This is a genomic window from Liquorilactobacillus satsumensis (assembly GCF_964065465.1).
Taxonomy (GTDB): domain Bacteria; phylum Bacillota; class Bacilli; order Lactobacillales; family Lactobacillaceae; genus Liquorilactobacillus; species Liquorilactobacillus satsumensis.
Genome location: NZ_OZ061606.1, coordinates 85,640 through 109,548, shown reverse-complemented (window position 1 = coordinate 109,548; position 23,909 = coordinate 85,640). Strand labels below are relative to the sequence as shown.

Genomic DNA, 23,909 nt, shown 5'->3' with positions numbered 1-23,909 from the left:
AAATTTGGAGGTCCCCCAGATGCAACAGAAAATCGATAATTTTTCAATCCACTACGAGATTCGTGGAACAGGAATACCGGTTGTCTTTTTACACGGCTTATGCTTAGATTTGAATTTTATGAAAGAAAACTACGCAGAATATTTTGATTCAAAAAAATACCAGCAGATCTACCTTGATCTTCCAGGAATGGGAAAGAGCAGCTCATTTTCAGAACCGCTTCCGAGTGGAGATTATTTATGTACTGTCATCACGCGATTTTTGGATAGTCTGGGAATTAAGGACTTTTACCTTTGTGGTCATTCTTATGGCGGATATCTGGCCTTAGGGATTGCCTATCGTTGTGCGCAGCAAGTTAAAGGGTTGTTTTTGACTTGTCCAGTTATCACTGCGAATGCAAATAAAAGAATTACTGAAAAACATCTTAATTTGACCTTGGCTGAAATTAAGCCGACTAATGCAACAGACTATGCCGATTATAAAGAAATGAATGTTGTTATTAATGATTTAAGCTGGCAGAAATATCAAAAAGAGATTGTTAGCGGACTTCAACAGTGTGATTTTCAGTTTATTGAGCAACTGCAACGGGATGATTTTAAGGCTTACCAGTTGAATGACGAAGAAAATATTAAGAAATGGCAGACGCAGATTCCAACTTTTTTGTTACTGGGACGGCATGATCAAATTGTCGGTTTTCGCGAACAGTCTAAGTTGTCACTGACTTTTGTAAATTGCAATCTACTGGTTTTAGATTCCGCGGGGCATAATTTGCCACTTGATCAACCGCAAATCTTTAAAAGCTGTCTTAATTATTTTTTTAAGTAAGTAATTTGTTTACACTAATTAGTGTGTAAAAGGGAAGTGAAAACCATGTCAAAAAGTCGCTTAGAAGCTTTCAGTGATGGAATTTTTGCAATTATTATTACTATTATGGTCCTCGAGTTGAAGGTGCCTGCGACAGGTGCTTGGAGTGAACTAATCAAACCGAGCTTTTTTGCTACCTTGTCAGCCTACTTACTTAGTTTTTTATTTGTGGCTAGTTTTTGGATTAGTCACCACATGATTATTACTCCAGTCAAAGTAGTTGATAAAGTTCTACTATGGTCAAATATTGGACTTCTTTTACCAATCAGCCTATTGCCATTGGTGACTGCTTGGCATGGTAGGTATCCTAGTGCTACTGCTCCAAGCGTTTGTTACCTGTTAATATATGTCTTATCAGTTTTGGGTTTATATATATTAGGTCAAGTTTCATTAGCACGTGTCAGCCCAGTACAAAGAACAGAGTGCTATGAAACGAACAAAACACGGTTATGGTTGGTTGTTTTCGGTTTGATTTCACTTGCGGTTACTTTTGTGATACCTTTAGTTTCCTCGGTGTCAGTTTTTATTATTTTGATTTATTGGTTAAGAGCCTCTAACCAAAAAGATGTTCGCCGAAAATTTTAGATTATGAAAACCTCAAGCATTTTTTTAGACTTAACTAATATGATTAGTTATAATACTAATAGAGTTAGTTAAAGGAGGTCAGGAAGATGAAAATCAAAAAAATGCAGCACCTTTATCAACTTACTTTTTTGCCGCATTTATTTCCGATTAACTGTTATCTTTTTGAAACGAATGCAGGATTAATTGTAATTGATATGGGAGTTTCTTCTTTCGTATCAACGATTCAAAAACTCGCCCGTGACAGCCATCAAAAAGTCGCAATGCTTTTACTGACACACGCGCATGGCGATCATGTTAATGGAGTACCAGCATTTCGAAAAGCCTTTCCCCATGCAAAAGTTGGAATTTCCAAAAGAGATTCAGCGTTTTTAAAGGGGAATTTTGCACTGCAGGCTGGAGAAGCACAGCGTAAGATTAAAGGCGGATTTTCTAAGCAGCAAATTCAAGTAGATTTTACGTTTACAGACCGTGAATTGATTAATGGACTAAAAGTAGTTGCAACTCCCGGTCATACACCGGGCTCAGTTTCTTTTTTGGAAACTGCTACAAAAATAATAGTTGCAGGCGATGCCTTGCAAACTCAAGGCGGAATTGCAGTGGCAGGGGTTCTTAAGTTGCGCTTCCCGTTCCCAGGGTTGGCAACGTGGAGTCCAGCAATTGTGCTTGCAAGTGCAAAGAAGATTGCTCAACTGCATCCGGCAGTACTAGCGGTCGGACATGGGGAAATGTTATTGAAACCTGAAAAAACGCTGCAAAAAGCAATTAAAGCTGCTGAAAGGAAAGTTTGAAGTGAAAAAAGGAATAGATCAAGATGCAATTATTAAAGCTGCACTAACACTTTTGGACAAAGAAGGGTTAAAAGCAGTCACATTAAAAAATGTTTCAGTCCTTTTAGGAATTAAACCACCTTCTCTTTATAATCACGTTGAAAGTCTAAACGAACTTCTCGAACTCACTGCTAAAAACTGTTTGGCAAAACTATCGCAGAATCTGCTGGAGTCAGTGGTGGGACTGCAAAGCAAGGAGGCATTGTTGGCGTTATCGAATGAGTACCGCAAATTTTTTAAATGCTATCCTAATCAATACCGTTTAATCCAACAAGTTGGTGTCTGGAGTCAACACGCAGGTGCGAGTGCTGAATCTACCAAAATGATTGCATTGCTTTCCAAAGTGCTGGCAAAAAGTGGATTGTCACAAAAGGAAATGATTCATTTTATCAGAGCATGGCGCAGCTATATGCATGGCTTTTTATTATTAGAAACGAATGACTCCTTTAAAATGAAAGAAGACATTAATGCAAGTTTTGCTTACGGATTAGCTATTTTTGCTGCTAAATTAAAAGAGTGAGTGAAAGCCTGGTATGAAAAATGTGCAATCAATTTAAACGGTTGGGATAAAACCCATTTATTATTTGTTTAGCAGTAACGTTTAACTAAGAAAAAACGACAAATAAAATGGTTCTTATTAAAAATACAACAACAATCAGAATTGCTAACTGGGAAATTGACAATACTGTATCTCTTGTGCGTGCCTTTTGGGCTTAGTTGCAAGTTATTCAGCAAAAATAGTGATTTAGCAGTATAATGATAAAATCTGGTGGAGGTAGGAATATGAGTTATTTGATTGAAACACAGCGAATTGGGTTTAAGCAATGGGATAATAGTCAAGCTGAACTAGCCACTCAATTATGGGGCAACGCAGAGGTAACTAAGTTCATTCATAAAAACGGAGCCTTTTCGCCTGCAGAAATTAGGCAACGTTTAGCGACAGAAATTAAGAGCATGGAGCTGCATAATGTCCAGTATTGGCCGCTATTTTTGAAAGCAACAAATGAATTTGTTGGAGTTTGCGGTTTAAGAATGGAAGGAACCACGGGAAGCTATGAACTTGGATATCACTTGCTGCCTGCTTTTTGGGGGCAGGGAATCGGGACGGAAGTTGCTCGCAGAGTCGTTAACTACGCTTTTGAAGAGTTAAATGCCGTCAAATTAGTTGCCCGGCACCATCCAGAAAATCAAGGATCAAAGAAAATAATACTCAAACTTGGGTTCGTCTTCAAGGGTTTTCAATATTATCAACCGACAGGATTGCAGCATCCGCATTACGAATTAACGCGAACAGACTATTTAGGAACGCTTAAATAGCAATTCGTACAACATTTTTTTGTTTTTATAATTTAATGCAAGCAAATTAAGCGAGATTGGGGTAAAAGTGAAACTTTGACTCAACCCCGTTATTTTATTCTGGATAACCATGTTTTATAAGTCAAACTTCTTCGTCAAAACTCGAGTTACTGATGTAAAGTGCGCACGACATTTGTAATTGCGCGTTAGTCCTCAAATTTGATTGACTTGGGCCTGCGCTAATTTTTAAACGTGATCACGCTGCATTCAAAAAAGACTTGTATCTAAAAAAAGCGTGCGTTACACTTAAAATGACAACTGAATAGATTTCTTCGGGGCAGGGTGAAATTCCCGACCGACGGTGACAACTTTGAGTTGAAGTCCGTGACCCGCGTTTAGCGGTGGACCCAGTGTGAGTCTGGGACCGACAGTAAAGTCTGGATGGTAGAAGAAAACACTTAATAAGTTTCGTTTCTGTGAAATGTGTGACAGAAAAGGCACGAATCTTTAGGCAGGCATAAGTCAAGTTTGAATTTTGGCTGTCATTGAAGAATGCGTGACTGTCATTTTTTCATGACTAAGAAAAGGGAATTATTTCAAGAGTCCTTTTTGGAATAACCTGGCTCAATTGAGATCTTATTTAGCTTTCAAATCTTTGCCCCGCATCTTGTTGCGGGGCTTTTTTTGTGGGGTGAATCAAATTAAAACAACAAAATTCATGCAGCTAGCATTGCAAAACGCGCAAAAGGGAACGGGAAGTACTTGGACAAATCCACTTGTAGGTGCAGTCATTGTCAAAGACCAAAAAGTACTTGCAACTGGCTATCATCATCACTTTGGTGGCCGGCATGCTGAAATAGATGCGCTAAAAAATTTAGCTAAAATCACAGATGCCAAAGGTGCAACCATGTATGTCACTTTGGAACCTTGCAGTCATTTTGGGAAAACACCGCCGTGTGCCCGCACACTTGTTAAGGCCGGAATTAACCGCGTCGTCATCGGCCAACGTGATCCTAATCCACTTGTGGCCGGCAAAGGAATTGCAATTTTGACAGCGGCGGGGATTGCAGTTCAAATTTTAGGTCAGACAGGTGGCTTGAATGCTGCCTATAACTTCTTTTATGAGCAACATCGACCATTAGTAACACTTAAATATGCGATGAGTCTTGATGGCAAAATTAATGCCAACGCAGGTGTTCGCAGTATTTTAACGGGAAAGAAAGCTTATGCAGATAGTCAGCTGCTGCGGCGTAGCAACCAAGCAATTTTAATTGGCGAACATACATTCAAAGTTGACGATCCTTTGTTGACAGTGCGGCAAACGGTTCCGGAATTTGAACCTTTACGCATCATTTTGGTCAATGATGCGGATGAAATCGATTTGCGGGCACGTCTTTTCAAAGCTAAGGCCCCGATCTTATTGCTTAGTCGTAGGCAAACACAACGAAAATGGCCAGCAGGTGTCGAGGTGCACACTAAGTCTGACTGGAAGTCCAAGCAAATTCTTAACTTATTAGCAGACAAAGGGATTCAGTCCTTGCTGGTTGAAGGTGGCAGTCGAATACAAGCAGACTTTATTGCCGCCGATGTCGTTGAACATTTGGTAGTTTATGTTGCACCGGTGATCTACGGTGGCGGGGGCTTGCCAGCAGTTTTTGGAACTTCAGCTCACAGATTAGCCCAGTATCAGCTTGTCGACCGCAAGCAATTAGCACAAGATACGCGTTTTGAATTAAGGAGGAATTGAAATGTTTACCGGAATTATTACAGGGAGTGGACAGATTGCAGCCATTGAGCGTCAGGCTGAAGCAGCAAGGATTACTATTCAGACAAACTTGACACAAAATAATCACAGCCAACTAGGCGATAGTATTGCTGTTGATGGGATCTGCTTAACAGTTTCTGCTTTGGTGCCGCAAGGTTTTACAGTAGATGTGATGCCAGAGACCCTTCGCCGTACTAATTTAGCGAAAATTCAAGTTGGTGGGACGGTTAACCTTGAATTAGCATTGCTTCCAACCACGAGATTAGCGGGTCATTTTGTAACAGGGCATGTAGACACTAAGACACAGGTCTGTGAACGTATTTCGGATCAAAACGCGGTTATTTTAACGTTTCGACTCCCGTCCCGGTATTGGCGCTACGTTGTTGAAAAAGGGTCACTCGCTGTTAATGGTGTCAGTTTGACCGTCTGTGCAGTTACAAAGCAGACTTTTAGCGTTAGCTTGATTCCTTTCACACTAAAAAATACCAACCTTGGCGCTTTAGCTGTGGGTGATTTTGTAAATATCGAAGTGGATATTCTCGGAAAATACATTTTAAAACAGGAAGGTGTTCAGTTATGAAGCAAAATGAAGTTATCACACGGGTGAAGAATGCATTAGCAGTTTTGAAAAAGGGCGGTTTGGTGATTGTAACTGATGCTACAGATCGTGAAGGAGAAGGCGATATGGTCGGCCTCGCCGAATTTGTAACGCCTCAGGCTGTGAATACAATGATCACTAAGGCGCGTGGGTTGTTATGTGTTCCAATGAGTAAAGCGGTGGCGGACCGACTTGGCCTCCAACCAATGGTAACAAATGCAACAGATGCTTTCGGGACAGCTTTCACAGTTAGTACCGATGCTAAAACCACGAGTACAGGGATTTCTGCTTTCGATCGTGCCGATACAATCAGTCAGTTGGCAAATCCGCACGCAAAAGCAACCGCTTTTTATCATCCAGGACATGTTTTCCCACTAATTGCTCGAGAACGGGGGGTGCTTGAACGCGATGGACATACTGAGGCCGCGGTCGACCTAGCTAAGTTAGCTGGAGCACAGCCGGTTGCTTACATTACTGAAATTATTAAAAAAGATGGTACAATGGCACGCCGCAAAGAATTAAAATCATTTGCCGAGGGTGTTCAGATGCCGTTACTATCGCTGGACGACCTTAAAAAGTATCGCTATCTGCAAAATTTTGAGGTTGCCAGCTCAATTACTAAAGTAAAGCTGCCAACTCGCTATGGAGATTTCACTTTAGAAGCTTTTGATACCCACGATGGTCAAGAACCGACACTGCTCCTATCTCAAGGAGAAATTCAACCACATGTACCGCTGTTATTACGTCTGCACTCAGAATGTCTGACAGGTGATCTCTTCGGATCGAAACGGTGTGATTGTGGTGAACAATTGGAAGTTGCATTGAAAAAGATTGCAGCTGTGGGAAAAGGGGCAGTTCTTTATTTACGGCAAGAAGGTCGTGGAATTGGACTCGCAAATAAGTTAAAAGCCTATCATCTCCAGCAAAAGGCGGGGCGCGATACTGTTGAGGCTAATCTTGAGCTGGGCTTTGCTCCTGATGAAAGAAATTACGGCATTGCAGCAGCAATTTTGCATCAGAAAAAAGTTGCAGAAGTTGCATTATTGACCAATAATCCTGATAAGATTGAACAGCTTGAAGCACTGGGAATTAAGGTTACGCGACGAGTTGCGCTTGAAGTTCCGGCCCAGCCTGAAAATCAACAATATCTCATAACCAAGAAGCATAAGATGAATCATCTACTTAAGGAGGTCGATTAAATGAATGAATATCTAGGAGCCTTCGCTGGAAAGAATCAAAAAATTGGGATTGTAGTCGCAAAATTCAATGAGTTAGTGACGCAAAAACTCCTGGCAGGTGCGCAGCAGACTTTGCTACAAGCAGGGGTAAATGCAGCAGATTTGCTTGTTATTTGGGTTCCCGGAGCTTTTGAATTGCCGCGTGTGGTAAGACTTTTAAGTGAGAGTCAGCGAGTTGCAGGTATTATTGCGCTTGGCGCGGTGGTACGCGGTGAAACCTCCCATTATGATTATGTTTGTTCAGAAACAGCTTCGGGTTTGGCAGCAGTTTCACTGCATGGACCAGTTCCTGTAATGTTTGGAGTTTTGACAACTGATAATCTGGAACAGGCTCTTAACCGTGCAGGTGGAAAGGCAGGGAATAAAGGGAGCGAATGTGCGTTAGGGGTCTTAGAAATGATAAATCTCCAAGAAAAATTGCAGCAGTAGCAACAACATGTGTTTAATAGAATAGTCTTCAAATTAAATATGTTGATTATTTCATATGTTAATGATATCATATGAAAAACAATATGATTAGTTTGGAGGAGCTTAGATGCTGCAAAATATTTTGACTGGAATTACGGCCTATCTTTCAACGAGTATTGACTATGTGATTATTTTAATGCTTATTTTTGGGACGATTGGTAAGCAATCTCATTGGGCAGTTTATTGGGGGGATTTGCTGGGAACAGCAGTTTTGGTGCTGGTTAGTTTCTGTTTGGCAAATTTGTTAAAATTGGTTCCTGCGACTTGGGTATTAGGTCTGTTAGGACTAATTCCGATGTTTATGGGAGTAAAACTTTGGTTTTTCGGAGAAAACGGGAGTGATGCTGCTGTAACTAAACAACTTCAAACTAAAAGCAGTCTTAGTTTAAGTGTTGCAGCAATCACAATCGCGACTTGCGGGGCAGACAATCTCGGTATTTATGTTCCACTTTTTGCACAATTGTCGCTAGCTGGTAGTTTAACGGTCATGCTGACTTTTTTAGTAATGCTTTCTTTGTTTTGGTGGTTAGGCTTGTTTTTAAGCCGACTTCCACTGATTGCAATCTTACTGGAGAAATGGGGAGGATATATCACAGCGCTTGTTTATGTTGGGCTAGGCTTTTATATTTTGTGGGAGAGTGGCACATTAATGCATTTCTTAGTCTAATTTTGCTTAAATTAAGGTGGTAATAGCATGGTGCAGCGTAAACAGCTGGCTCTGCTGGTTGCCACCTTTTTAGCTACTGCTAAGTATGAATAGAAAATTATCGGGGGTAACCAGCATAAATATTTTTAAACTATTGTTCCTAATATTTAAACTAAGTATTGCTATATTGTTGTATTTATACTAAAATTATTCATAAATACGAACTATTCTGTGATAAATTCATAGAATGTTTATTATAAGGAGAAGTAGCATGCATTTTTTAGCTGATTTAATGGCGGCTCTCGGAGTTGTTTTAAACGGGATTCCGCAAGGTATTATGGCAATGGGACTAGGTTTTGCAGTTTTTCCAACGACTTTTTCATTCGTATTTGCTTCTGCAGTCAATGGATTTTATGGTTCAGTAGCACCACTTTCTTTTCAAGCTGAGTCACTGGCCTTGACTGGGAATCTAGGGAAAGATATCAGAGAGCGGACTTCAATTATCTTTGGCGGTTCATTAATCATGGTGGTCATTGGATTTACTGGAACTTTGACTAAGATTGTTTCCTACTTAGGCAATAATATTATGGCAGGAATGATGGCTGGAGTCGGATTGATGCTTGCCAAGATTGCAATTGAAATGACGAAAAAGCAACGTACGGTAGGCTGGATTTCAATTGGATTAGCGGCAATTACATATTTAATTACTAAGGATCTGGTATGGACAATCACTATTTCAGTGATTCTTTCAAGTCTTTACGCAGTTAAAGTAGAACAGTATCGTGCAGAGCTTCCGTCATACGTCACTGCGCGAAAATTCAATTTTTTACGCCCACAATTTAACCTGCGAATTTTGCGCGGCGCCTTGGGTCTGGCATGTTTAAATATTGGAGCAAATATCTCTTATGGTTTAATTACAGGACAGATGACGGGGGTTAAACCTAATCCGGTTAACTTGAATTTACTGACAAGTACGCAGGCGATCGCTGATATGGGAACTAGTTTATTAGGCGGAGCACCTGTCGAAACAATCATTTCTGCGACTGCAAGTGCACCTGAACCTGTCATTGCAGGGATTATGATGATGTTAATTATGGCTATTATTCTATTTGCAGGCTGGCTTCCTAAAATTGGTCGTTATGTTCCCAGTACTTCAATTGCAGGTTTCTTATTTATTTTAGGAGCGGTCGTTATTTTTCCCGAAAATGCTGCCACAGCAATGACAGGCTCGGGGGTCACAGTTGCAGCAATTACCTTAGTTGTCACGGCAATTTTTGATCCTTTTGCTGGGTTGGTCACTGGAGCAGTATTGAAGTTTGGCTTACCATTATTAGGCTTGGGGGTATAGAAATGCAAAAATTTTATGAATTAAAGATTGGTAGGGTAACGCGTCAGTTACCAATCATGAAGCTCAACGAGGAGCTTGCAATTGCTTCTTTTGTTTTATTAGGTGATGCAGAGTTAACACATTATGCTGCCGAAAAACTAGCTGCAAAAATAGATTTTGACTTTGATTATTTAGTTACGATGGAAAGCAAAGGAATCCCGCTGGCACAAGAAGTTTGTCATTTCTTAAAAAAACCACGCTATGTAGTATTGCGCAAAAGTATTAAGGATTATATGAAAGTACCAATCAGTGTTCCGGTTAATGCAATTACAACCAGCGCTCAGCAACAGTTAGTAATTGACGGAAACGATGCTGCATTGTTAAAAGGCAAAAAAGTTGTGATTATTGATGACGTCATCAGCAGTGGAGGTTCGATTGCGGCTGCCGAAAAATTGTTGCATAAAATAGAGGCAAACGTTGTTGCACGCGTGGCAATTCTGGCAGAAGGTGATGCCGCCAAACGTTCTGATATTCAATTCTTACAAAAGCTGCCGCTGTTTAAAGCTTGAGCTGACTGCTTGCGGTGTAATAATCGAATTGTGGTTAGCTGAAATAAAAAGAGGGGCTGTGACAAAAGTTAAATTTTGTCACAGCCCCTCTTTTATTCCGGATAAACGGGTTCCATAAGTCAAAATTCTCCGTCTGATTTCGAATTACTCATAGCAAAGTACTCGCTATGTTCGTAATTTCGAGTTAGCACTCAAAATTTCTCGACTTATGTCACACTCTCTTATTTACTGCAGATACAAATATTATGCTCATTTATCTTTTGGCATTTTATTAGTCAGCAGCAGGGTTGGTAAAATAATCAACAAGGCAGCAACCGCAATAACCATAAATCCAAATTGAAAAGATTGCACTTTAATTAACATTAGTTGATGTTGCACGAAAGTTTGCAGCTGGTCAGGAGCAACTTGAAATTTTCCCGCAGCCAGCTTTTCTTTGAAAGCTGCCACATTATTATTAGCATGGGCAGTTACTACAGTAGCAATTAAAGCTGATCCAAAAGCACTTCCAATATTTTGAATTGTGCGCGCACCGATTGAGGCTGCTGGAACTTGCGCCTGGGCCACCCCAGTATAAGAATCCGCCATTAAAGGCATGAGAATTCCACCGGCACCGATTCCGCGTATGAAAAGAACTAATGCGATAATCCAAGCGGAAGTCTGTCCATCAATCCAGTTAAATGGAATGGTTCCACAAAAGGTGATGAATAAACTAGCTAGGACTACATATTTGGCGCCGATATAATCAGTTAATTTTCCTGTTAAAGGACGTGAAATTAGCATACCGACTCCCTGTGGAATTAAAGCAAGACCGGCTGCCATCACAGTCATTGAACGAACATCTTGAAAAAATAAAGGTAGTAACAACATTGCACCGTTTAAAACTGTTCCCGCAATAAAGAGACCACTGACAGAGCCACTAAAAGAGTGGTGGGTAAAAAGTTTTAATGGCAAGACGGCTTTTTCCTTGAGGTAGGCTGCCCAAGTAAGGTAGCACACCATCAGTACTAAGCCAATTCCTACAAATAAAAGCGTAGTCTGGTTAGTGAAATCTCCACTATGAGCTGCTTTAACAATTCCATAGATCATGGTGGTTGTGGCTGAGGCAAGTAGTATAATTCCAAGCAAGGCCATCTTTGCATTTTTATTTTGTGCAGGAAAACTCGGCATTTTCCAAATAATCAATAGAATTGAAAGCACCGCAATCGGAAGATTAACCCAAAAGATCCAATGCCACGAAAGATATTTAATAATAATACCTCCGATAATCGGACCAACTAATGGGCCCAAGATTATTGGCAGCCCCACAGTAGCCATCATTTGACCCATTAATGCAGAATCGGTCGTCTGCACTAGTAGTGTTGTCAGCAAGGGCATGATGAGTCCACCTGCGAATCCTTGAACTAATCGAGCAGCAATTAAAGAACTAATCGTTGGAGAAATTGCTGCTAAAAACGAACCACCTGCGAAGAGAATTTCACCAGTTAAAAATACAAGTTTTCCATCAAATTTATTTAGTAGCCAGCTTGAAAATGGAACGGCAATTCCGGTCGCCAAAACATAACAGGTAATTGTCCACTGCACTGTTTCAACGGAACTATTCAAATCCTTGACTAAACTATGCAATGCAATATTGATCATGGTTGAATCTAATAACGGTGCTAATGCTCCAAAGACGAGAATCCAAGCAGTTGTCATAACTGCTGTTGGAATTTTGGTTTTTGTTTTTTTCATCTTTAAAATCTCCTTCTGAATAAGAAACTTTTTGTATCTTAATGCTACGTCTGTTAGCTTAACCAGTTAAAAGGCAAATGTCAATAAGAAACTTTTTGTATCTTAATTAAAATTAGCAAGCTATCGTATTATTCAAAACGGTGTTGGTAAATCTTTAACCTTGACCCATAAACAACAACTAATTTTTTGAGAACTTTTTCTGCCGATGATTTGCATATTGCAATTATGATAAATATCAACTTACATAACGCTTTAACAACGATCCTAAAAAGATAAAAGATATTAAAGATCTAATTAAAACGGGTGATTTCAAGCAGTAAATTCTTCTTAAGAATTGAATTGTATAATGCAATAATTAACATAAAATCAATTTAGGAGGCCTGCACTTGAAAACAATAAGGTTAATCGGTTATCATGTAAGCGTAGACATAAAATAACGTAAAGCGAGTTGAAGTAGATGGCTATTAAATTAATCGCACTTGATATTGATGATACTTTATTAAACTCTCACGGCTTTATGCTGCAGTCGACAAGAGATAGCCTGTCACAAGCACTCGCAGCTGGAATTAAAGTTGTGCTGTGTTCTGGTAGACCTTTAGCAGGAGTACGACCGTTTTTAAATGAACTGGCTATTCGTCCAGATCAGCAATATGCGATTACTTATAATGGCAGTATCATTGAATCAGGTAATGGCCATGTCATTGCTGAGCTTGGCCTTACAAATGAAATTTATCGCCAAGTCGACATTTATGCACACAATTATCGTTTGCAATATAATGTTTTGGATCGAAACAGTGTCATTTATACAAGTAATCAAGATGTTAATCGAATGACCGTTGTGCAAGCATGGGAAAATCAAGCGGGTCTTTTGATTCGAAAACCGGATGATTTACCAGCCAAATTTTCAATTGTCAAAGCCGTTTTTGTCGGTGAGACGACTGTTTTAGATCAGCATGAAGCAGGGATTCGCATGGAGTTTGGCGCTAACACTTATGTGGTTCGAACAGCTGCTAATTTTTTAGAAATTATGAATCAGCAAGCAAATAAGGGACGTGCTTTAGCTAAATTAGCGGAAAGCTTATCATTGAACCCAGCAGAAATTTTAGTTTTTGGTGACGAAAGAAATGATCTTCCGATGTTTGATTATGCTGGTCAAGCAGTTGCAATGGGGAATGCGACCGCCGCTGTAAAGCAGCATGCGACCTATGTGACGGCCTCTAACGACGAGGACGGAATTGCTAAAGCATTAACTAAGCTAGTCTTTAACTAGAAGTGCAGCAATAAATAATTGCTAACACCACAGTCTTTAAACCGCAAAAAAGCCTGAGCACCAGGATGTGAAATCCTAGCTTTGTCAGGCTTTTTTGGACGGATATTTTACTAGAAAAAACTGGAGTAGAGATAGTATTTTAGTTTAGATATTCACTAGTGGAAACATGCAAACGTTTTGCAATTGCAGTGATTTCTTCTAATGTGCGATCATCGATTTCAATCCCATATTTCTTCGCGTTTTCATAAGCCAAAGCTTCTTTGTCACCATGGACATAGATTGTTTTACCTGGAACTGCAGGCAAATGCCGAATATCTTGCAGGTACGCAGAAAAACGCTCAATGATTTGTTCCTTGTCACCGAAAATAGCTGGATCAATTGCCACGAAGCTTTGACAAGGACCGACTTCGAGATTTTCTGGACTGATCTCTGTTGAAATATTGCCCAAAGACAAAATTGAAGTAAAAATTTCGACGATAATTCCAAGGCCAAATCCTTTATGGCTGCCGGTTTCTTCAGCGACTCCACCTAAGGGAGTGAGTGCGACATTAGCATCTGGGTCACGCAATAAATCAAGATCTTTTTTATCAGTATGTGAAGTCACCGGTTCGGTCCCATTTTTGGCAACCCAAAATGCAGGAAGATCTTTTTCAAGTTTGCGATACACCTCAATTTTGCCTTGAGGAACCGTACTTGTAGCTGCATCGAAAATAAAAGGGTGCGGTTTAGCTGGCATTGCAAAGCCGATTGGATTTGTGCCGATAAAAGCCTTCATTGCATGAGTCGGGACCATTGCCGGACGCGAATTCGTGGATGACATCCCGATCAATCCTGCGGTTGCAGCTAAGTTGGCATAGAAACCTGCAATTCCATAGTGACCAGAGTTTTTTGTAGTCACGATTCCGACGCCATGTTCTTTTGCCTTTTGGATTGCAACTTCCATACTGTAAATTCCATTTAGTTGCCCCAACCCAAAATGAGCATCAACGACTGCACTGACATCTGTTTCCTTAATGATTTCTGGTTTACTTTGTACTCGAATTTTACCATTTTGAATGAAATGATCATACATCGCCAAGCGTTGCACTCCGTGGGATTCAATCCCGTGCAGATCTGTATAGAGTAGAGTAGCGGCAACTTTTTCGCTATCTTCATTCGAAAAACCATATGCTTGGTAAATTTTGAAAACTAACTGCTTAATTTTTTCACTATTATATCTTTTCACCATTATTAATCACCACATTATCTAGTTTATTTGTTAAAGTCTGTTCGGCTAATTAGCGCTCGGAAAGCTTTTAGTTAAACACTTAGGAAAAATCGAATTGCTACCAGCGAAATAATTCCGACTACCACAATTACCAGCAAATTTTTAGAAAGAAATGCGCTCAAAACGGTTGGCACAGACGCCAGCAGATTGCCTAAGTTAATTTGCGGAAAATGACCCAATCGTTGTACAAACAAACTTTCAAACCAAAGTGCAGCCATAATTGCAAGTGGTACAAAACTTAGAAATTCTGTTAAAGTGCGGGACATTTTGAATTTTTTTAAGAGAATAAAAGGGATAACACGTGAGAGCCATGTGACAACACCGCACCCTAAGATAGTTATAAAGACAAAGTTAAAAGAAGGCATGTTTAATAATCACTCCAAATCCGCACCCTAAGAGTGTGATGACCAGAATTAAAATATTAGCAGGGATAAAAATTAAGCCTAAGTATGTTAACACTAGCACAAAAGTCACAACTGCCAACTGCAAGCTAACTTGCAAAACCTGATCACTGATAATTTGCAAATAAAGTAAGCCAATAAACATCGCAACCAAAGCAAAATCCAAACCTAGCTCTTGGGGAGAAGCCACAAAGTTACCTAGAAAAGCTCCCAATAAAGAAGCAACTGCCCAAGCAAAATAAGCAATTAGATTACTGGTATTAAACCATGCAAAATTTAGTTGACCAGCAGTTGAGTTGGTCTTATTCATACCTAGCGCAAATGTTTCGTCCGTGAGTAGCGAGCCAATCCAAAGATTTTTAAAGAGAGATTCATTTTTAAAATAGGGTGCAATTGTCATGCTCATCAAAATCATTCTGGAGTTAATTAAAAAAGTTGAAAGAAGCATCGGCAAAAGAGCGCTATGGCCAAGCAACATACTGATGATTACAAATTGAACTGAACCGCCGTATGTCAAGAGTGACATTAACAAAATTTCCAAGGTGCTAAGCCCTGCGGCTTGTCCGACAACCCCAAAAGCGATTCCGATGCCAAGATAACCAAAAACTGTTGGTAAAGTTTCTTGGAACGCTGCTTTGGGAGTGAGTTGTGCGTTCACATAAAATCCCCCTCCTAAAATATTAGGACTAATCTTTCCAAATAGACGTTAAAAAGTATATCAAAAATGTATCCTTTTTTTAAGAAGCTGTCAACCACTCTAAACAGGGAGTTTTAGTAATTAGTGAGCAATTCGCAAGTATGAGGCACAGAATAAGATTGTTCACCAGAGGGTGTCTTGACACCTGCTGCTTTTTAAGCCATAATCACTTTAATTACAAATTGAGAGGATCTAGCAAGAATGAAAAAAGTCGTAATCGTTGGTGCAGGTTTAGCAGGAAGTTACTTGGCAGCTCATCTTTCAGCTGATTGTGCTGTAACTTTAGTCACTAAGAAAACCCGGGGGGATAGCAACTCAATGCTTGCACAAGGCGGAATTGCAGTTGCAGTTGCTACAGGAGATTCTGCCGCACAACATGCAGATGATACTCTAAAAGCAGGCAAGTATCACAATAACGCTGCAGCAGTTTCACAGTTAGTTACTACCGGTCCAGTATTGGTCAAGGAACTTCTAGCGCAGGGAATGCCCTTCGATAAAACGTCAAATGGAGAATTAGCATTTGGACTGGAAGGGGCCCACAGCTGTCATCGCATTTTACATGCTCAAGGTGATCAGACTGGGTATGCACTCACACAGTTTGTTCAAGGAATGATTCAAAATGTTGAGTGGAAAGAAAATACAACGGTTGTTGATCTACTAATCGCAAATGGTGAGTGCAGGGGTGTCATGCTCAGGAATGCACAGGGACAACTAAGACCAGAATATGCTGACTTTACAGTGCTTGCAACCGGTGGCCTTGGACATTTGTATCCTTTGACCACTAATGATGCTACTATCACCGGCGATGGGATTGCTTTAGCCCAGAGAAATGGGGTAAAACTTGCAGACATGGCATATGTTCAATTTCATCCGACACTACTAACTAAAAATGGTAAATGCTACGGGCTAATTACTGAAGCTATCCGTGGGGCAGGTGCAATTTTGGTCGATGAAAACGGAACGCACATCATGCAAGACTTTCCACAAAAAGATCTTGCTCCAAGGGATGTAGTTACGCGGCAGTTAAAAGCTTGGCAACAAAAGGGACATCAGCTTTTTCTTGATATCTCGGCTATTAAAGACTTTCGTAAAAAATTTCCAGGTGTCAGTCGAAATCTCGACAAACATCGGATTAACTTTGAAGAAACCGCACTGATTCCAATTAAACCTGGCGCCCATTTTTGTATGGGAGGAATTAAAACGGATTTAAATGCACAAACTTCGCTCAAACGACTTTTTGCGATTGGGGAAGTGGCCTGCAATGGAGTCCATGGTGCAAATCGTCTAGCAAGTAACTCCTTATTGGATTGTTTAGTGAGTGCCCACAAGGCGGCTGCGACAATTAGTACAAGTGCAATGAAAACTGATCAGACAGTCGCAGTTAAAACACAGCCGGCTGAACCAAAAATTATCCCCCATTTGCCTGAACAAACGCAGCTGCTAGAAATGGCTTGGAAATCTATCGGAGTTGTCCGTACAAAAGAAACACTCAAAGAATTTTTGAATTGGTTAGCGCGCTTTAACTATCAGGATTTGCGACCAGAACAGCTGTCAGCACAAGAGTTGTCAATTGCAAATTTATGCGTATGTGCTGAATTGATTGCAAATTCTGCTCTTGCACAGCCTAGAAGTCTTGGCGCAAATTATATTGAAGGAGAGTAACTGACAGATGAATCATTTAATAGCACAGGAAAAAATTGCTGCTTTTTTGCGTGAGGATCTTTCTTTTGGAGATGCAAGTGCTTTTTTATTTAAAGAAAATGAGGGTGTTAGTGGTTCTGTGGTAGTTAAACAAGCCGGGATACTTTGTGGCCAAGAAATTCCGCAAATTGTGTGTGATTTATTAGGTGGTGCGAGCTATCAACCATTTCTTCCGGATGGTAAACAAGTTGCTGCAGGGACTGTTTGCGGCCGGATCAATGGTAAGGCCACGACAATTTTGGCAGGGGAACGCGTGATCTTGAACCTGATGCAGCGTATGAGCGGGATCGCAACTGCCACCCAAAATGCGCTTGAACGTCTTAACGATCCTAGTATTAGGCTTACTGATACTCGTAAAACAGCCCCTGGATTAAGATTATTTGATAAGTATGCCGTCAGAATTGGCGGTGGATGCAATCATCGTTTTGATCTTTCTACTGGTCTGATGCTTAAGGATAATCATTTAGCAGCAAAGGGTGGAATCCGAAAAGCATTGGCCTTGGCAACGCAAAATGCTGGCCCATTAACGAAAGTAGAAGTTGAGATCGAAACTAAGGAGCAGCTCGAAAGTGCGGTGAAAAGCAGGGTAGATACGATTATGTTTGATAACCAAAGACCTGAAACTATTAGACAATGGGTTAAGTTAGTTCCAGCACAAATTAGTACCGAGGCTTCAGGTGGAATCGATTTAACCAATATTGCGGCTTATCGTGGCTGCGGGGTTGACTTCATTTCACTGGGCTTCCTTACCAACGAAGTCAAGCCATTAGATATCAGCTTTGTCTTGGATGGGGTGGTTAAAGCATGAATTTCACAAAACTTGCAGAAAAAAAGAAACTAGAACATTACTATACTGAAGATCCACAACAACAGATAGAACGGATTTACAAAATTAAAAAGCATTTTGGTAAAGATCTTTTTCTGGTCGCGCATCATTATCAAAAGGATGAAATCGTACAGTTTGCAGATGCAACTGGAGATTCACTGAAACTGGCACAAATTGCTGCAACCAATAAGGAAGCAAAGAAGATCGTTTTTTGCGGCGTCCATTTTATGGCCGAGACGGCTGATATTTTGACGGAGGATAAACAACAAGTTATTTTGCCTGACCCAAGCGCAGGTTGCTCACTTGCAGACATGGCTAACAGTTTTCAAGTAACCAAGGCATGGAATTATTTGGAAAAAAAATACGGCCCCGATATTATGCCGTTAACGTATGTTAATTCCAGTGCGGCAATTAAAAGTTTCGTGGGCCAAAAGAACGGAATTGTTGTGACATCCGGCAACGCCCCTCAAATAGTTGCCTGGGCATTGCGGCACAGCAAGCATTTATTTTTTCTTCCCGACCAGCATTTAGGTAGAAATACTGCCCTGCAACTGGGAGTTAGTTCAGAAGAGCTGGGTGTTTGGAATCCATTGACTGAAACTTTAGTAGCGCCAAAGCCTGCAGCGGTTAAAGTGATTTTATGGGACGGTTATTGTTCTGTCCATCAGCAATTTACGCCAGAGCAAATTGCTAAATTGCGAGCACATTACTCAGATATTAAAATTATTGTTCACCCTGAGTGTTCACATGCTGTTGTTGCTGCGGCCGATGAAGTGGGTTCAACGGCGGCAATTATTCGCTATCTAACGCAAGCACCTGTAGGAGCAAGAATTGCCGTAGGGACCGACAATAATTTAGTGCGAAGATTGCAGCAGCGGTTCACTGATAAAAAAATAATGTTGTTAAATCCGATTGCTTGTTCTTGTGTATTAATGAATCGGATTGATTTGCCACACTTAGCATTTACACTGGATAATTTGTTGCAAGATCCAGCCGCGTTAAATATCATCAAAGTTGATGATCAGACGGCCTTTTGGGCTAAAAAAGCCTTGGATAAAATGTTAACTCTTAGTTAGGAGAAAAAATGATTTATTTTGACAATGCCGCAACTACAAAAATGAGTAAAGCTGCACTTGAGGCGTATCATGAAGTGGCAGAAAATTTTTATGGTAATAGTGAAAGTCTGCATTTATTTGGGACACAAAGCAATACATTGATTATGCAAGCACAACAACAAATTGCCACGTTATTCAAACTTCCCGCAGCGGGGTTTATTTTTACAAGTGGTGGAACAGAGAGCAATCAGCTCGGGATTGAAAGTTTGAGCTCTGTTAATAGTCAGAAAAGGGAAATTTTAGTCAGTCCGTTAGAACATTCTTCTGTCTTTCAGATTCTAGATAAGTTAGTAACTGAAAAGGGCTTCAAAGTAAAAACGCTTCCTGTAAATAAACGCGGCAAAATCACGCCTGCTGGATTGAGGGGGCGGCTTTCTGCTCAAACTGCTCTAGTAGTTATCCAAGCAGTGAATTCAGTGACTGGAATTTGCCAGGACATTTCGGCTTTAAAAAAAATAACTGGTGCACAGCAGGTACCACTATTTGTGGATGCTGTGCAGGCAGTTACAAAAATTCCAATGTCCTTTGCTGGCTTGGCTGGATTTAGCTGCAGCGCTCACAAGTTTAACGGTCCCAAAAGCAGTGGCTTACTATTTTTGAATCCTAATATGCCAGTAAACACACGTTTTAACAACGTGTTTCAACAAAATGGTTTTTTGCCAGGAACATTGGACGTTCCAGGAATTGTCAGTATGGCAACTGCACTACAAGCTGAATTTTCAAAAGTGCAGCAGTCTTATGCAGTCGTGACAACCCTTAGAAAAAAGCTTAAAGAACTCGTTTCGCCGCAAATTCGGGTAATTGCGGGAGATTATCCCGGAATTTGTGGTCTTATTTTACCACAGACACAAGCACAAGAGGCTGTCACAAGAATGGGACAGCTTGGCTTTTGCTTTTCAACCGTGAGCGCCTGCAGTATCCGTGACCCGCGGCCGGACCGGACCTTACAAGCTTTAGGACTAACGGCAGCTGAAAGCAAACGTTATCTTCGAATCTCACTAGGTCCGCATAATACACTTTCCGAAGTAGAACGTTTTGCAACCTGTTTGAATCAGCTTTATGGTTAGCAGCATAAGTTGTTTCAGAAATAAATAAAGCTTTAAACAAAGTTATTAATTATGCTAAATGCCGGAGTAGTGGTAAAGAAACGCTGATTTTTACATTCTTAATTATTTGAATTACTAATGTTTTTCTTATTTATCGGTTTAAAAGCCTTATTTAATGGGAAAAATCAGTTGAAAAAAAGTTTTATAAAAAAAGTATTTGTTATTACAATGTTACATTAGTTTGACAATATTGTAGAATCTTAAGTAATTAGTAACCTCAATAAAATGGCTTTGAGACATTAATAGTGCATACTTGGCGACATAGTTGATTAAGTCACAACACAAATTTTAGGAGGAAAACATTTATATGAGATTCAAAAAACAGCTTACTGTCGTAGCTTTGGCAACAACAAGTATTTTGGCACTTAAAGTCGGGTCAGCCAACGCTGATGGCGTGCAACAAAATCCTGGAGCAAATCGTCAACCAGCAGTCGCTCATTACAATGGAAATTCTCAACAACGTGGTTATGGATACCATTATGGTTATCGAGCAGGCAGAAGTATCAATGTTTATCGGACTGCTAATACAGCATCAACCGGCAACACAGCTTCAACAACGAATACAGCATCCACGACGAGTTCAAGTACTACCAATACAAGTTCGTCTAATACCTCAAGTACTTCAAGTTCAACAACTTCTTCAAGTACTACCACTTCAACTTCAAGTGCTGAAGAAGCGGCTAAGGAATGGATTGCACAAAAGGAATCCGGTGGTTCATATACAGCTCAAAATGGACAATATTATGGTAAGTACCAGTTGACAATCAGCTACCTGAATGGTGATCTGTCAGCAGCTAATCAGGAAAAAGTTGCAAACCAGTACGTTTCGTCACGCTATGGTTCGTGGGTAGCAGCTAAAGCACACTGGGAAGCTTACGGCTGGTATTAAAAAACTTCAGTGATCGCTGGACTAGCATTCAATAAAGATCACTGAACCCGCAGAGAGTGTGACATAAGTCGTGAAAATTTGAGTGCTAACTCGAATTACGAACATAGCGAGTACTTTGCTATGAGTAATTCGAAGTTAGACGGAGAATTTTGACTTATGGAACACGTTTATCTGGAATAAAAGAGGAGAGTGTGACATAAGTCGGGAAAATTTGAGTGCTAACTCGAAATTACGAACATAGCGAGTACTTTGCTATGAGTAATTCGAAGTTAGACGGAGAATTTTGACTTATGGAACACGTTTATCCGAATAAAGAGGGGCTGTGACAAAAGTTAACTTTTGTCACAGCCCCTCTTTGTGGCAAGAAACACGGGTCATCATTAGAAGATCTTTTCGTCTAGGCTCAAATTGATCGTCCTATGTCACCCTTTTCAAATTCTTATTTTTCCTTGATTCTTTGAGATGTTGTGTTGGAGAAAGTACGAGTCCTTGCTTGCTGTGCACACTTGCTGCGTAACACAAAATTATTTTATAATTACCTAAGTAACCGCCTAAATCGAAGCAAATTTTTCTGAAGTTCATAATTCTAAAAAACTAGTATGAAATCAGGTAGATATCATGGCAACAAAAATTGCACTTTTCTCAGACGTTCATGGCAATTTAGCAGCGCTCAATGCATTTTATGCTTCCTCAAAACAGCTTGGTGCCACAGAGTATTGGTTTTTGGGAGATTTATTTGGTCCGGGAGATGGGGCACAGGCACTCTGGGATAAGATGCAAGTGATTAATCCAACAGTGAAAATAAGAGGAAATTGGGACGATTTCTTTTTGAACTGTCAAGCTAATCATGATCAAATTGCTAAATGTGAACAAAAAATAGCACACAGATTAACGAGTTATACTAAGACACGCCAAGCAATTGCAGCCTGGCCACTACACCTGGAAAAAAGAGTCAACGGAGTTTATTTTGGACTTTCACACAATCTGCCCACGCATAATTATGGAGATTCTCTTTCTGTCAGAGCAGATAACCAAGCACTTGCTGCACTTTTTGCAGATAACCGGCAACCTTGTGATGTGGCTATTTATGCCCATATTCACCATCCAACCATGCGTTACGTTGATCTGCATGCTTGCAGTAATGCTAAAAAGTTGGAGAAAGACTACAATAACAACCAAGCAGATGAACGACTGGTCTTAAATATCGGCTCTGTCGGAATGCCTTTTGATCGACCTGCTTGTCATAGATTGGAAAATAGAGCTGAATTCTTATTGTTAACCATCGAAGAAGATGGGACGCTCACTCCGGATTTTAAAAGAGTTGCATATCAATGATGAACGTTAATTAAGGAGGAACATGAAAATGGATGTTAATGTCTTGTTATTCCCAGGGTTTGAACCGCTTGATGTTTTCGGCCCAGTCGAGGTTTTGTTACATCTTAAAGGCGTTAATTTGCGTTATTTTTCTTTAAATGGAGGTAAAGTGGGCACCTATAAAACACTCTTTATTGAGACACTTCCACTTGAAGAAATTCATGCGGCTGGTGTTTTTTTGCTTCCTGGAGGACCGGGAACGCGAAAATTGGTTAACGAGCCGCTATTTTTAGATAAGATCAAGGAAATTGCTGAACAGGCAACTTCAGTTTTAACGGTCTGCACTGGATCTGCTTTACTTGCTAAAACAGGACTTTTAGATCACAAACAGGCCACTTCAAATAAACGTGCTTTCAAATGGGCAACAGCTCAAAATAAGCAGGTTCTTTGGATCAAAAAGGCACGTTGGGTTAAAGATGGCAATCTTTATTCATCCTCAGGTGTTTCCGCTGGCATTGATATGGTACTTGCTTTTGTTGCAGACATTTGCAGCACCGCACAGGCTGATAAAATCGCTACCCAGATTGAATATCACCGCAACAAAACTGCAAATGATGATCCTTTTAGCGAACTTTACGACTGACAGTAACCAAAAAAATATAGAAAACTGGAAAAGAGCTAACTTTCACGAAGGAATGTTGATATTTGTGCTGAAGCTAACTAGAGGAAAGGGAAATTTTATTTTATTGTTAACGGCAATTATCTGGCGAACTAATTATATTTTTATTAAGCAGGTATTACGCACAAATCTACCAACTGACTTAAATACACTGCGGGGGCCATTTTCAATGCTTTAATCTATCTCTTTTTTCAAAGGCAATCCGGAAAATGACCTGCGCTGATTTTCGCATTGAATGTAGCGCAGGAATTATTAAATTTCTGGGATATCAACTGCAGGCAGGCGGTTTAAAATATACCAGTCTTGTAGAATTTGAACCATTCACTGATAATTTGTTGTTGGGTGGGACTTTAATTGTTCTTTCGATTTTAATCATGGAACTTAACATTCGAAAAATGATTTTCTTTAAAAAAACGTTTTGATAAAAATCGACAAGATAGTGTGGAGTAGAATGCAACCTAAAGCAAGAAGAGGTTGCTTTTTATTTTATAAACAAGTCTCGTTTCTAAAGAGTAACAGCCAATTACTGCAGTATGCTATACTACTTCTCGTATTAAACTTTAAGTTAATGAAAAGTGTTCAAGCTTGTTGAAAATTGCATGTTTATCATTCGTTAACATGTTGGTTTTAACGCCATTTTCTGCACTCTTGAAGCGCTTTTCCAAAGATCTTTGCTGAAGTTTTTTTACATAGGTCAGACACACGCAAGTAACTAAAATAATGGTGTGTCTT

At 40.1% G+C, this 23,909-nt stretch carries 24 protein-coding genes, 1 pseudogene and 1 riboswitch; of the genes and pseudogenes, 21 read left to right on the top strand and 4 right to left on the bottom strand.

Annotation, left to right across the window (positions count from 1 at the left end):
* The first annotated feature begins 19 nt into the window (after positions 1–19).
* From AB3Y88_RS00570 to AB3Y88_RS00515, 12 genes are all read left to right on the top strand, one after another.
* Positions 20–823: an alpha/beta fold hydrolase gene (locus AB3Y88_RS00570; protein WP_228888062.1), complete on the top strand. Its 804-nt coding sequence runs from the start codon at positions 20–22 to the stop codon at positions 821–823.
* A 45-nt stretch (positions 824–868) separates the two neighbouring features.
* The gene (locus tag AB3Y88_RS00565) at positions 869–1,447 is read left to right on the top strand and encodes a TMEM175 family protein (protein ID WP_054757751.1); all 579 of its coding nucleotides are present in this window, start codon (positions 869–871) and stop codon (positions 1,445–1,447) included.
* Between the two features lie 86 nt (positions 1,448–1,533).
* Positions 1,534–2,235: an MBL fold metallo-hydrolase gene (locus tag AB3Y88_RS00560; RefSeq protein ID WP_228888061.1), complete on the top strand. Its 702-nt coding sequence runs from the start codon at positions 1,534–1,536 to the stop codon at positions 2,233–2,235.
* Between the two features lies 1 nt (position 2,236).
* Positions 2,237–2,794, top strand: a complete 558-nt coding sequence (locus AB3Y88_RS00555; protein WP_054757749.1) for a TetR/AcrR family transcriptional regulator — start codon at positions 2,237–2,239, stop codon at positions 2,792–2,794.
* Between the two features lie 263 nt (positions 2,795–3,057).
* Positions 3,058–3,591 (top strand): GNAT family N-acetyltransferase, encoded by a 534-nt coding sequence (locus tag AB3Y88_RS00550; protein WP_228888060.1) that lies wholly within the window; start codon positions 3,058–3,060, stop codon positions 3,589–3,591.
* 303 nt (positions 3,592–3,894) lie between these two features.
* Positions 3,895–4,027, top strand: a riboswitch (FMN riboswitch).
* A 234-nt stretch (positions 4,028–4,261) separates the two neighbouring features.
* Positions 4,262–5,317 (top strand): bifunctional diaminohydroxyphosphoribosylaminopyrimidine deaminase/5-amino-6-(5-phosphoribosylamino)uracil reductase RibD, encoded by a 1,056-nt coding sequence (gene ribD / locus AB3Y88_RS00545; RefSeq protein ID WP_228888059.1) that lies wholly within the window; start codon positions 4,262–4,264, stop codon positions 5,315–5,317.
* A 1-nt stretch (position 5,318) separates the two neighbouring features.
* The gene (locus AB3Y88_RS00540; RefSeq protein ID WP_228888058.1) at positions 5,319–5,915 is read left to right on the top strand and encodes a riboflavin synthase; all 597 of its coding nucleotides are present in this window, start codon (positions 5,319–5,321) and stop codon (positions 5,913–5,915) included.
* A complete protein-coding gene (ribA, locus tag AB3Y88_RS00535) occupies positions 5,912–7,132 on the top strand; it encodes a GTP cyclohydrolase II (protein WP_228888057.1) in 1,221 nt (406 codons plus the stop codon). Before AB3Y88_RS00540 ends, ribA begins: the two co-directional genes overlap by 4 nt.
* Positions 7,133–7,600 (top strand): 6,7-dimethyl-8-ribityllumazine synthase, encoded by a 468-nt coding sequence (gene ribH, locus AB3Y88_RS00530; RefSeq protein ID WP_228888056.1) that lies wholly within the window; start codon positions 7,133–7,135, stop codon positions 7,598–7,600. It begins immediately after the preceding gene.
* Between the two features lie 106 nt (positions 7,601–7,706).
* Positions 7,707–8,306 carry a cadmium resistance transporter gene (locus tag AB3Y88_RS00525; protein ID WP_056960791.1) on the top strand — a complete coding sequence of 200 codons (600 nt, stop codon included), beginning with the start codon at positions 7,707–7,709 and terminating at the stop codon, positions 8,304–8,306.
* 250 nt (positions 8,307–8,556) lie between these two features.
* On the top strand, positions 8,557–9,633 hold the full coding sequence (locus AB3Y88_RS00520; protein ID WP_228888055.1) for an NCS2 family permease: 1,077 nt from the start codon (positions 8,557–8,559) through the stop codon (positions 9,631–9,633).
* A 2-nt stretch (positions 9,634–9,635) separates the two neighbouring features.
* On the top strand, positions 9,636–10,181 hold the full coding sequence (locus AB3Y88_RS00515) for a phosphoribosyltransferase family protein (RefSeq protein ID WP_056960793.1): 546 nt from the start codon (positions 9,636–9,638) through the stop codon (positions 10,179–10,181).
* 249 nt (positions 10,182–10,430) lie between these two features.
* Here the strand turns inward: AB3Y88_RS00515 and AB3Y88_RS00510 are convergent, their stop codons facing one another.
* Positions 10,431–11,912: a DHA2 family efflux MFS transporter permease subunit gene (locus tag AB3Y88_RS00510; protein ID WP_228888054.1), complete on the bottom strand. Its 1,482-nt coding sequence runs from the start codon at positions 11,910–11,912 to the stop codon at positions 10,431–10,433.
* A 457-nt stretch (positions 11,913–12,369) separates the two neighbouring features.
* On the opposite strand from AB3Y88_RS00510, the gene AB3Y88_RS00505 reads away from it, so the two are divergent.
* Positions 12,370–13,182, top strand: coding sequence for a Cof-type HAD-IIB family hydrolase (locus AB3Y88_RS00505; RefSeq protein WP_228888053.1), 813 nt, complete (start codon positions 12,370–12,372; stop codon positions 13,180–13,182).
* A gap of 139 nt (positions 13,183–13,321) precedes the next feature.
* On the opposite strand, the gene AB3Y88_RS00500 is transcribed toward AB3Y88_RS00505, so the two are convergent.
* The 3 genes from AB3Y88_RS00500 to AB3Y88_RS00490 form a co-directional block, all read right to left on the bottom strand.
* Positions 13,322–14,410, bottom strand: coding sequence for an Ldh family oxidoreductase (locus tag AB3Y88_RS00500; RefSeq protein ID WP_056960796.1), 1,089 nt, complete (start codon positions 14,408–14,410; stop codon positions 13,322–13,324).
* Positions 14,411–14,481: 71 nt separating this feature from the next.
* The gene (locus AB3Y88_RS00495; protein WP_228888052.1) at positions 14,482–14,814 is read right to left on the bottom strand and encodes an AzlD domain-containing protein; all 333 of its coding nucleotides are present in this window, start codon (positions 14,812–14,814) and stop codon (positions 14,482–14,484) included.
* Positions 14,801–15,508 carry an AzlC family ABC transporter permease gene (locus AB3Y88_RS00490; RefSeq protein ID WP_056960797.1) on the bottom strand — a complete coding sequence of 236 codons (708 nt, stop codon included), beginning with the start codon at positions 15,506–15,508 and terminating at the stop codon, positions 14,801–14,803. Before AB3Y88_RS00490 ends, AB3Y88_RS00495 begins: the two co-directional genes overlap by 14 nt.
* Before the next feature lie 240 nt (positions 15,509–15,748).
* On the opposite strand from AB3Y88_RS00490, the gene nadB reads away from it, so the two are divergent.
* The 8 genes and pseudogenes from nadB (at position 15,749) to AB3Y88_RS00450 (ending at position 23,599) form a co-directional block, all read left to right on the top strand.
* The gene (gene nadB / locus AB3Y88_RS00485) at positions 15,749–17,209 is read left to right on the top strand and encodes an L-aspartate oxidase (RefSeq protein WP_367293348.1); all 1,461 of its coding nucleotides are present in this window, start codon (positions 15,749–15,751) and stop codon (positions 17,207–17,209) included.
* A gap of 7 nt (positions 17,210–17,216) precedes the next feature.
* Positions 17,217–18,056: a carboxylating nicotinate-nucleotide diphosphorylase gene (gene nadC, locus AB3Y88_RS00480; protein WP_367293347.1), complete on the top strand. Its 840-nt coding sequence runs from the start codon at positions 17,217–17,219 to the stop codon at positions 18,054–18,056.
* Positions 18,053–19,150: a quinolinate synthase NadA gene (gene nadA / locus AB3Y88_RS00475; RefSeq protein WP_228888050.1), complete on the top strand. Its 1,098-nt coding sequence runs from the start codon at positions 18,053–18,055 to the stop codon at positions 19,148–19,150. Before nadC ends, nadA begins: the two co-directional genes overlap by 4 nt.
* An 8-nt stretch (positions 19,151–19,158) precedes the next feature.
* Positions 19,159–20,256 carry a cysteine desulfurase family protein gene (locus tag AB3Y88_RS00470; protein WP_228888049.1) on the top strand — a complete coding sequence of 366 codons (1,098 nt, stop codon included), beginning with the start codon at positions 19,159–19,161 and terminating at the stop codon, positions 20,254–20,256.
* Positions 20,257–20,734: 478 nt separating this feature from the next.
* Positions 20,735–21,184 (top strand): annotated as a pseudogene (locus AB3Y88_RS00465) (aggregation promoting factor); the annotation flags it as partial.
* A 618-nt stretch (positions 21,185–21,802) separates the two neighbouring features.
* Positions 21,803–22,519: a metallophosphoesterase gene (locus AB3Y88_RS00460; RefSeq protein WP_261909565.1), complete on the top strand. Its 717-nt coding sequence runs from the start codon at positions 21,803–21,805 to the stop codon at positions 22,517–22,519.
* 28 nt (positions 22,520–22,547) lie between these two features.
* On the top strand, positions 22,548–23,141 hold the full coding sequence (locus AB3Y88_RS00455) for a DJ-1/PfpI family protein (protein WP_054756131.1): 594 nt from the start codon (positions 22,548–22,550) through the stop codon (positions 23,139–23,141).
* A 245-nt stretch (positions 23,142–23,386) separates the two neighbouring features.
* Entirely contained in the window at positions 23,387–23,599 is a 213-nt protein-coding gene (locus tag AB3Y88_RS00450; protein ID WP_054756129.1) for a hypothetical protein, read from the top strand.
* Positions 23,600–23,909 lie beyond the last annotated feature (310 nt).

Bases quoted from the DNA above. Each gene is read 5' to 3' on its own strand.
- AB3Y88_RS00570 (WP_228888062.1), top strand. From the start codon at position 20: ATGCAACAGAAAATCGATAATTTTTCAATCCACTACGAGATTCGTGGA.
- AB3Y88_RS00565 (WP_054757751.1), top strand. From the start codon at position 869: ATGTCAAAAAGTCGCTTAGAAGCTTTCAGTGATGGAATTTTTGCAATT.
- AB3Y88_RS00560 (WP_228888061.1), top strand. From the start codon at position 1,534: ATGAAAATCAAAAAAATGCAGCACCTTTATCAACTTACTTTTTTGCCG.
- AB3Y88_RS00550 (WP_228888060.1), top strand. From the start codon at position 3,058: ATGAGTTATTTGATTGAAACACAGCGAATTGGGTTTAAGCAATGGGAT.
- AB3Y88_RS00540 (WP_228888058.1), top strand. From the start codon at position 5,319: ATGTTTACCGGAATTATTACAGGGAGTGGACAGATTGCAGCCATTGAG.
- ribA (WP_228888057.1), top strand. From the start codon at position 5,912: ATGAAGCAAAATGAAGTTATCACACGGGTGAAGAATGCATTAGCAGTT.
- ribH (WP_228888056.1), top strand. From the start codon at position 7,133: ATGAATGAATATCTAGGAGCCTTCGCTGGAAAGAATCAAAAAATTGGG.
- AB3Y88_RS00525 (WP_056960791.1), top strand. From the start codon at position 7,707: ATGCTGCAAAATATTTTGACTGGAATTACGGCCTATCTTTCAACGAGT.
- AB3Y88_RS00520 (WP_228888055.1), top strand. From the start codon at position 8,557: ATGCATTTTTTAGCTGATTTAATGGCGGCTCTCGGAGTTGTTTTAAAC.
- AB3Y88_RS00515 (WP_056960793.1), top strand. From the start codon at position 9,636: ATGCAAAAATTTTATGAATTAAAGATTGGTAGGGTAACGCGTCAGTTA.
- AB3Y88_RS00510 (WP_228888054.1), bottom strand. From the start codon at position 11,912: ATGAAAAAAACAAAAACCAAAATTCCAACAGCAGTTATGACAACTGCT.
- AB3Y88_RS00505 (WP_228888053.1), top strand. From the start codon at position 12,370: ATGGCTATTAAATTAATCGCACTTGATATTGATGATACTTTATTAAAC.
- AB3Y88_RS00500 (WP_056960796.1), bottom strand. From the start codon at position 14,410: ATGGTGAAAAGATATAATAGTGAAAAAATTAAGCAGTTAGTTTTCAAA.
- AB3Y88_RS00495 (WP_228888052.1), bottom strand. From the start codon at position 14,814: ATGCCTTCTTTTAACTTTGTCTTTATAACTATCTTAGGGTGCGGTGTT.
- nadB (WP_367293348.1), top strand. From the start codon at position 15,749: ATGAAAAAAGTCGTAATCGTTGGTGCAGGTTTAGCAGGAAGTTACTTG.
- nadC (WP_367293347.1), top strand. From the start codon at position 17,217: ATGAATCATTTAATAGCACAGGAAAAAATTGCTGCTTTTTTGCGTGAG.
- nadA (WP_228888050.1), top strand. From the start codon at position 18,053: ATGAATTTCACAAAACTTGCAGAAAAAAAGAAACTAGAACATTACTAT.
- AB3Y88_RS00470 (WP_228888049.1), top strand. From the start codon at position 19,159: ATGATTTATTTTGACAATGCCGCAACTACAAAAATGAGTAAAGCTGCA.
- AB3Y88_RS00460 (WP_261909565.1), top strand. From the start codon at position 21,803: ATGGCAACAAAAATTGCACTTTTCTCAGACGTTCATGGCAATTTAGCA.
- AB3Y88_RS00455 (WP_054756131.1), top strand. From the start codon at position 22,548: ATGGATGTTAATGTCTTGTTATTCCCAGGGTTTGAACCGCTTGATGTT.
- AB3Y88_RS00450 (WP_054756129.1), top strand. From the start codon at position 23,387: ATGACCTGCGCTGATTTTCGCATTGAATGTAGCGCAGGAATTATTAAA.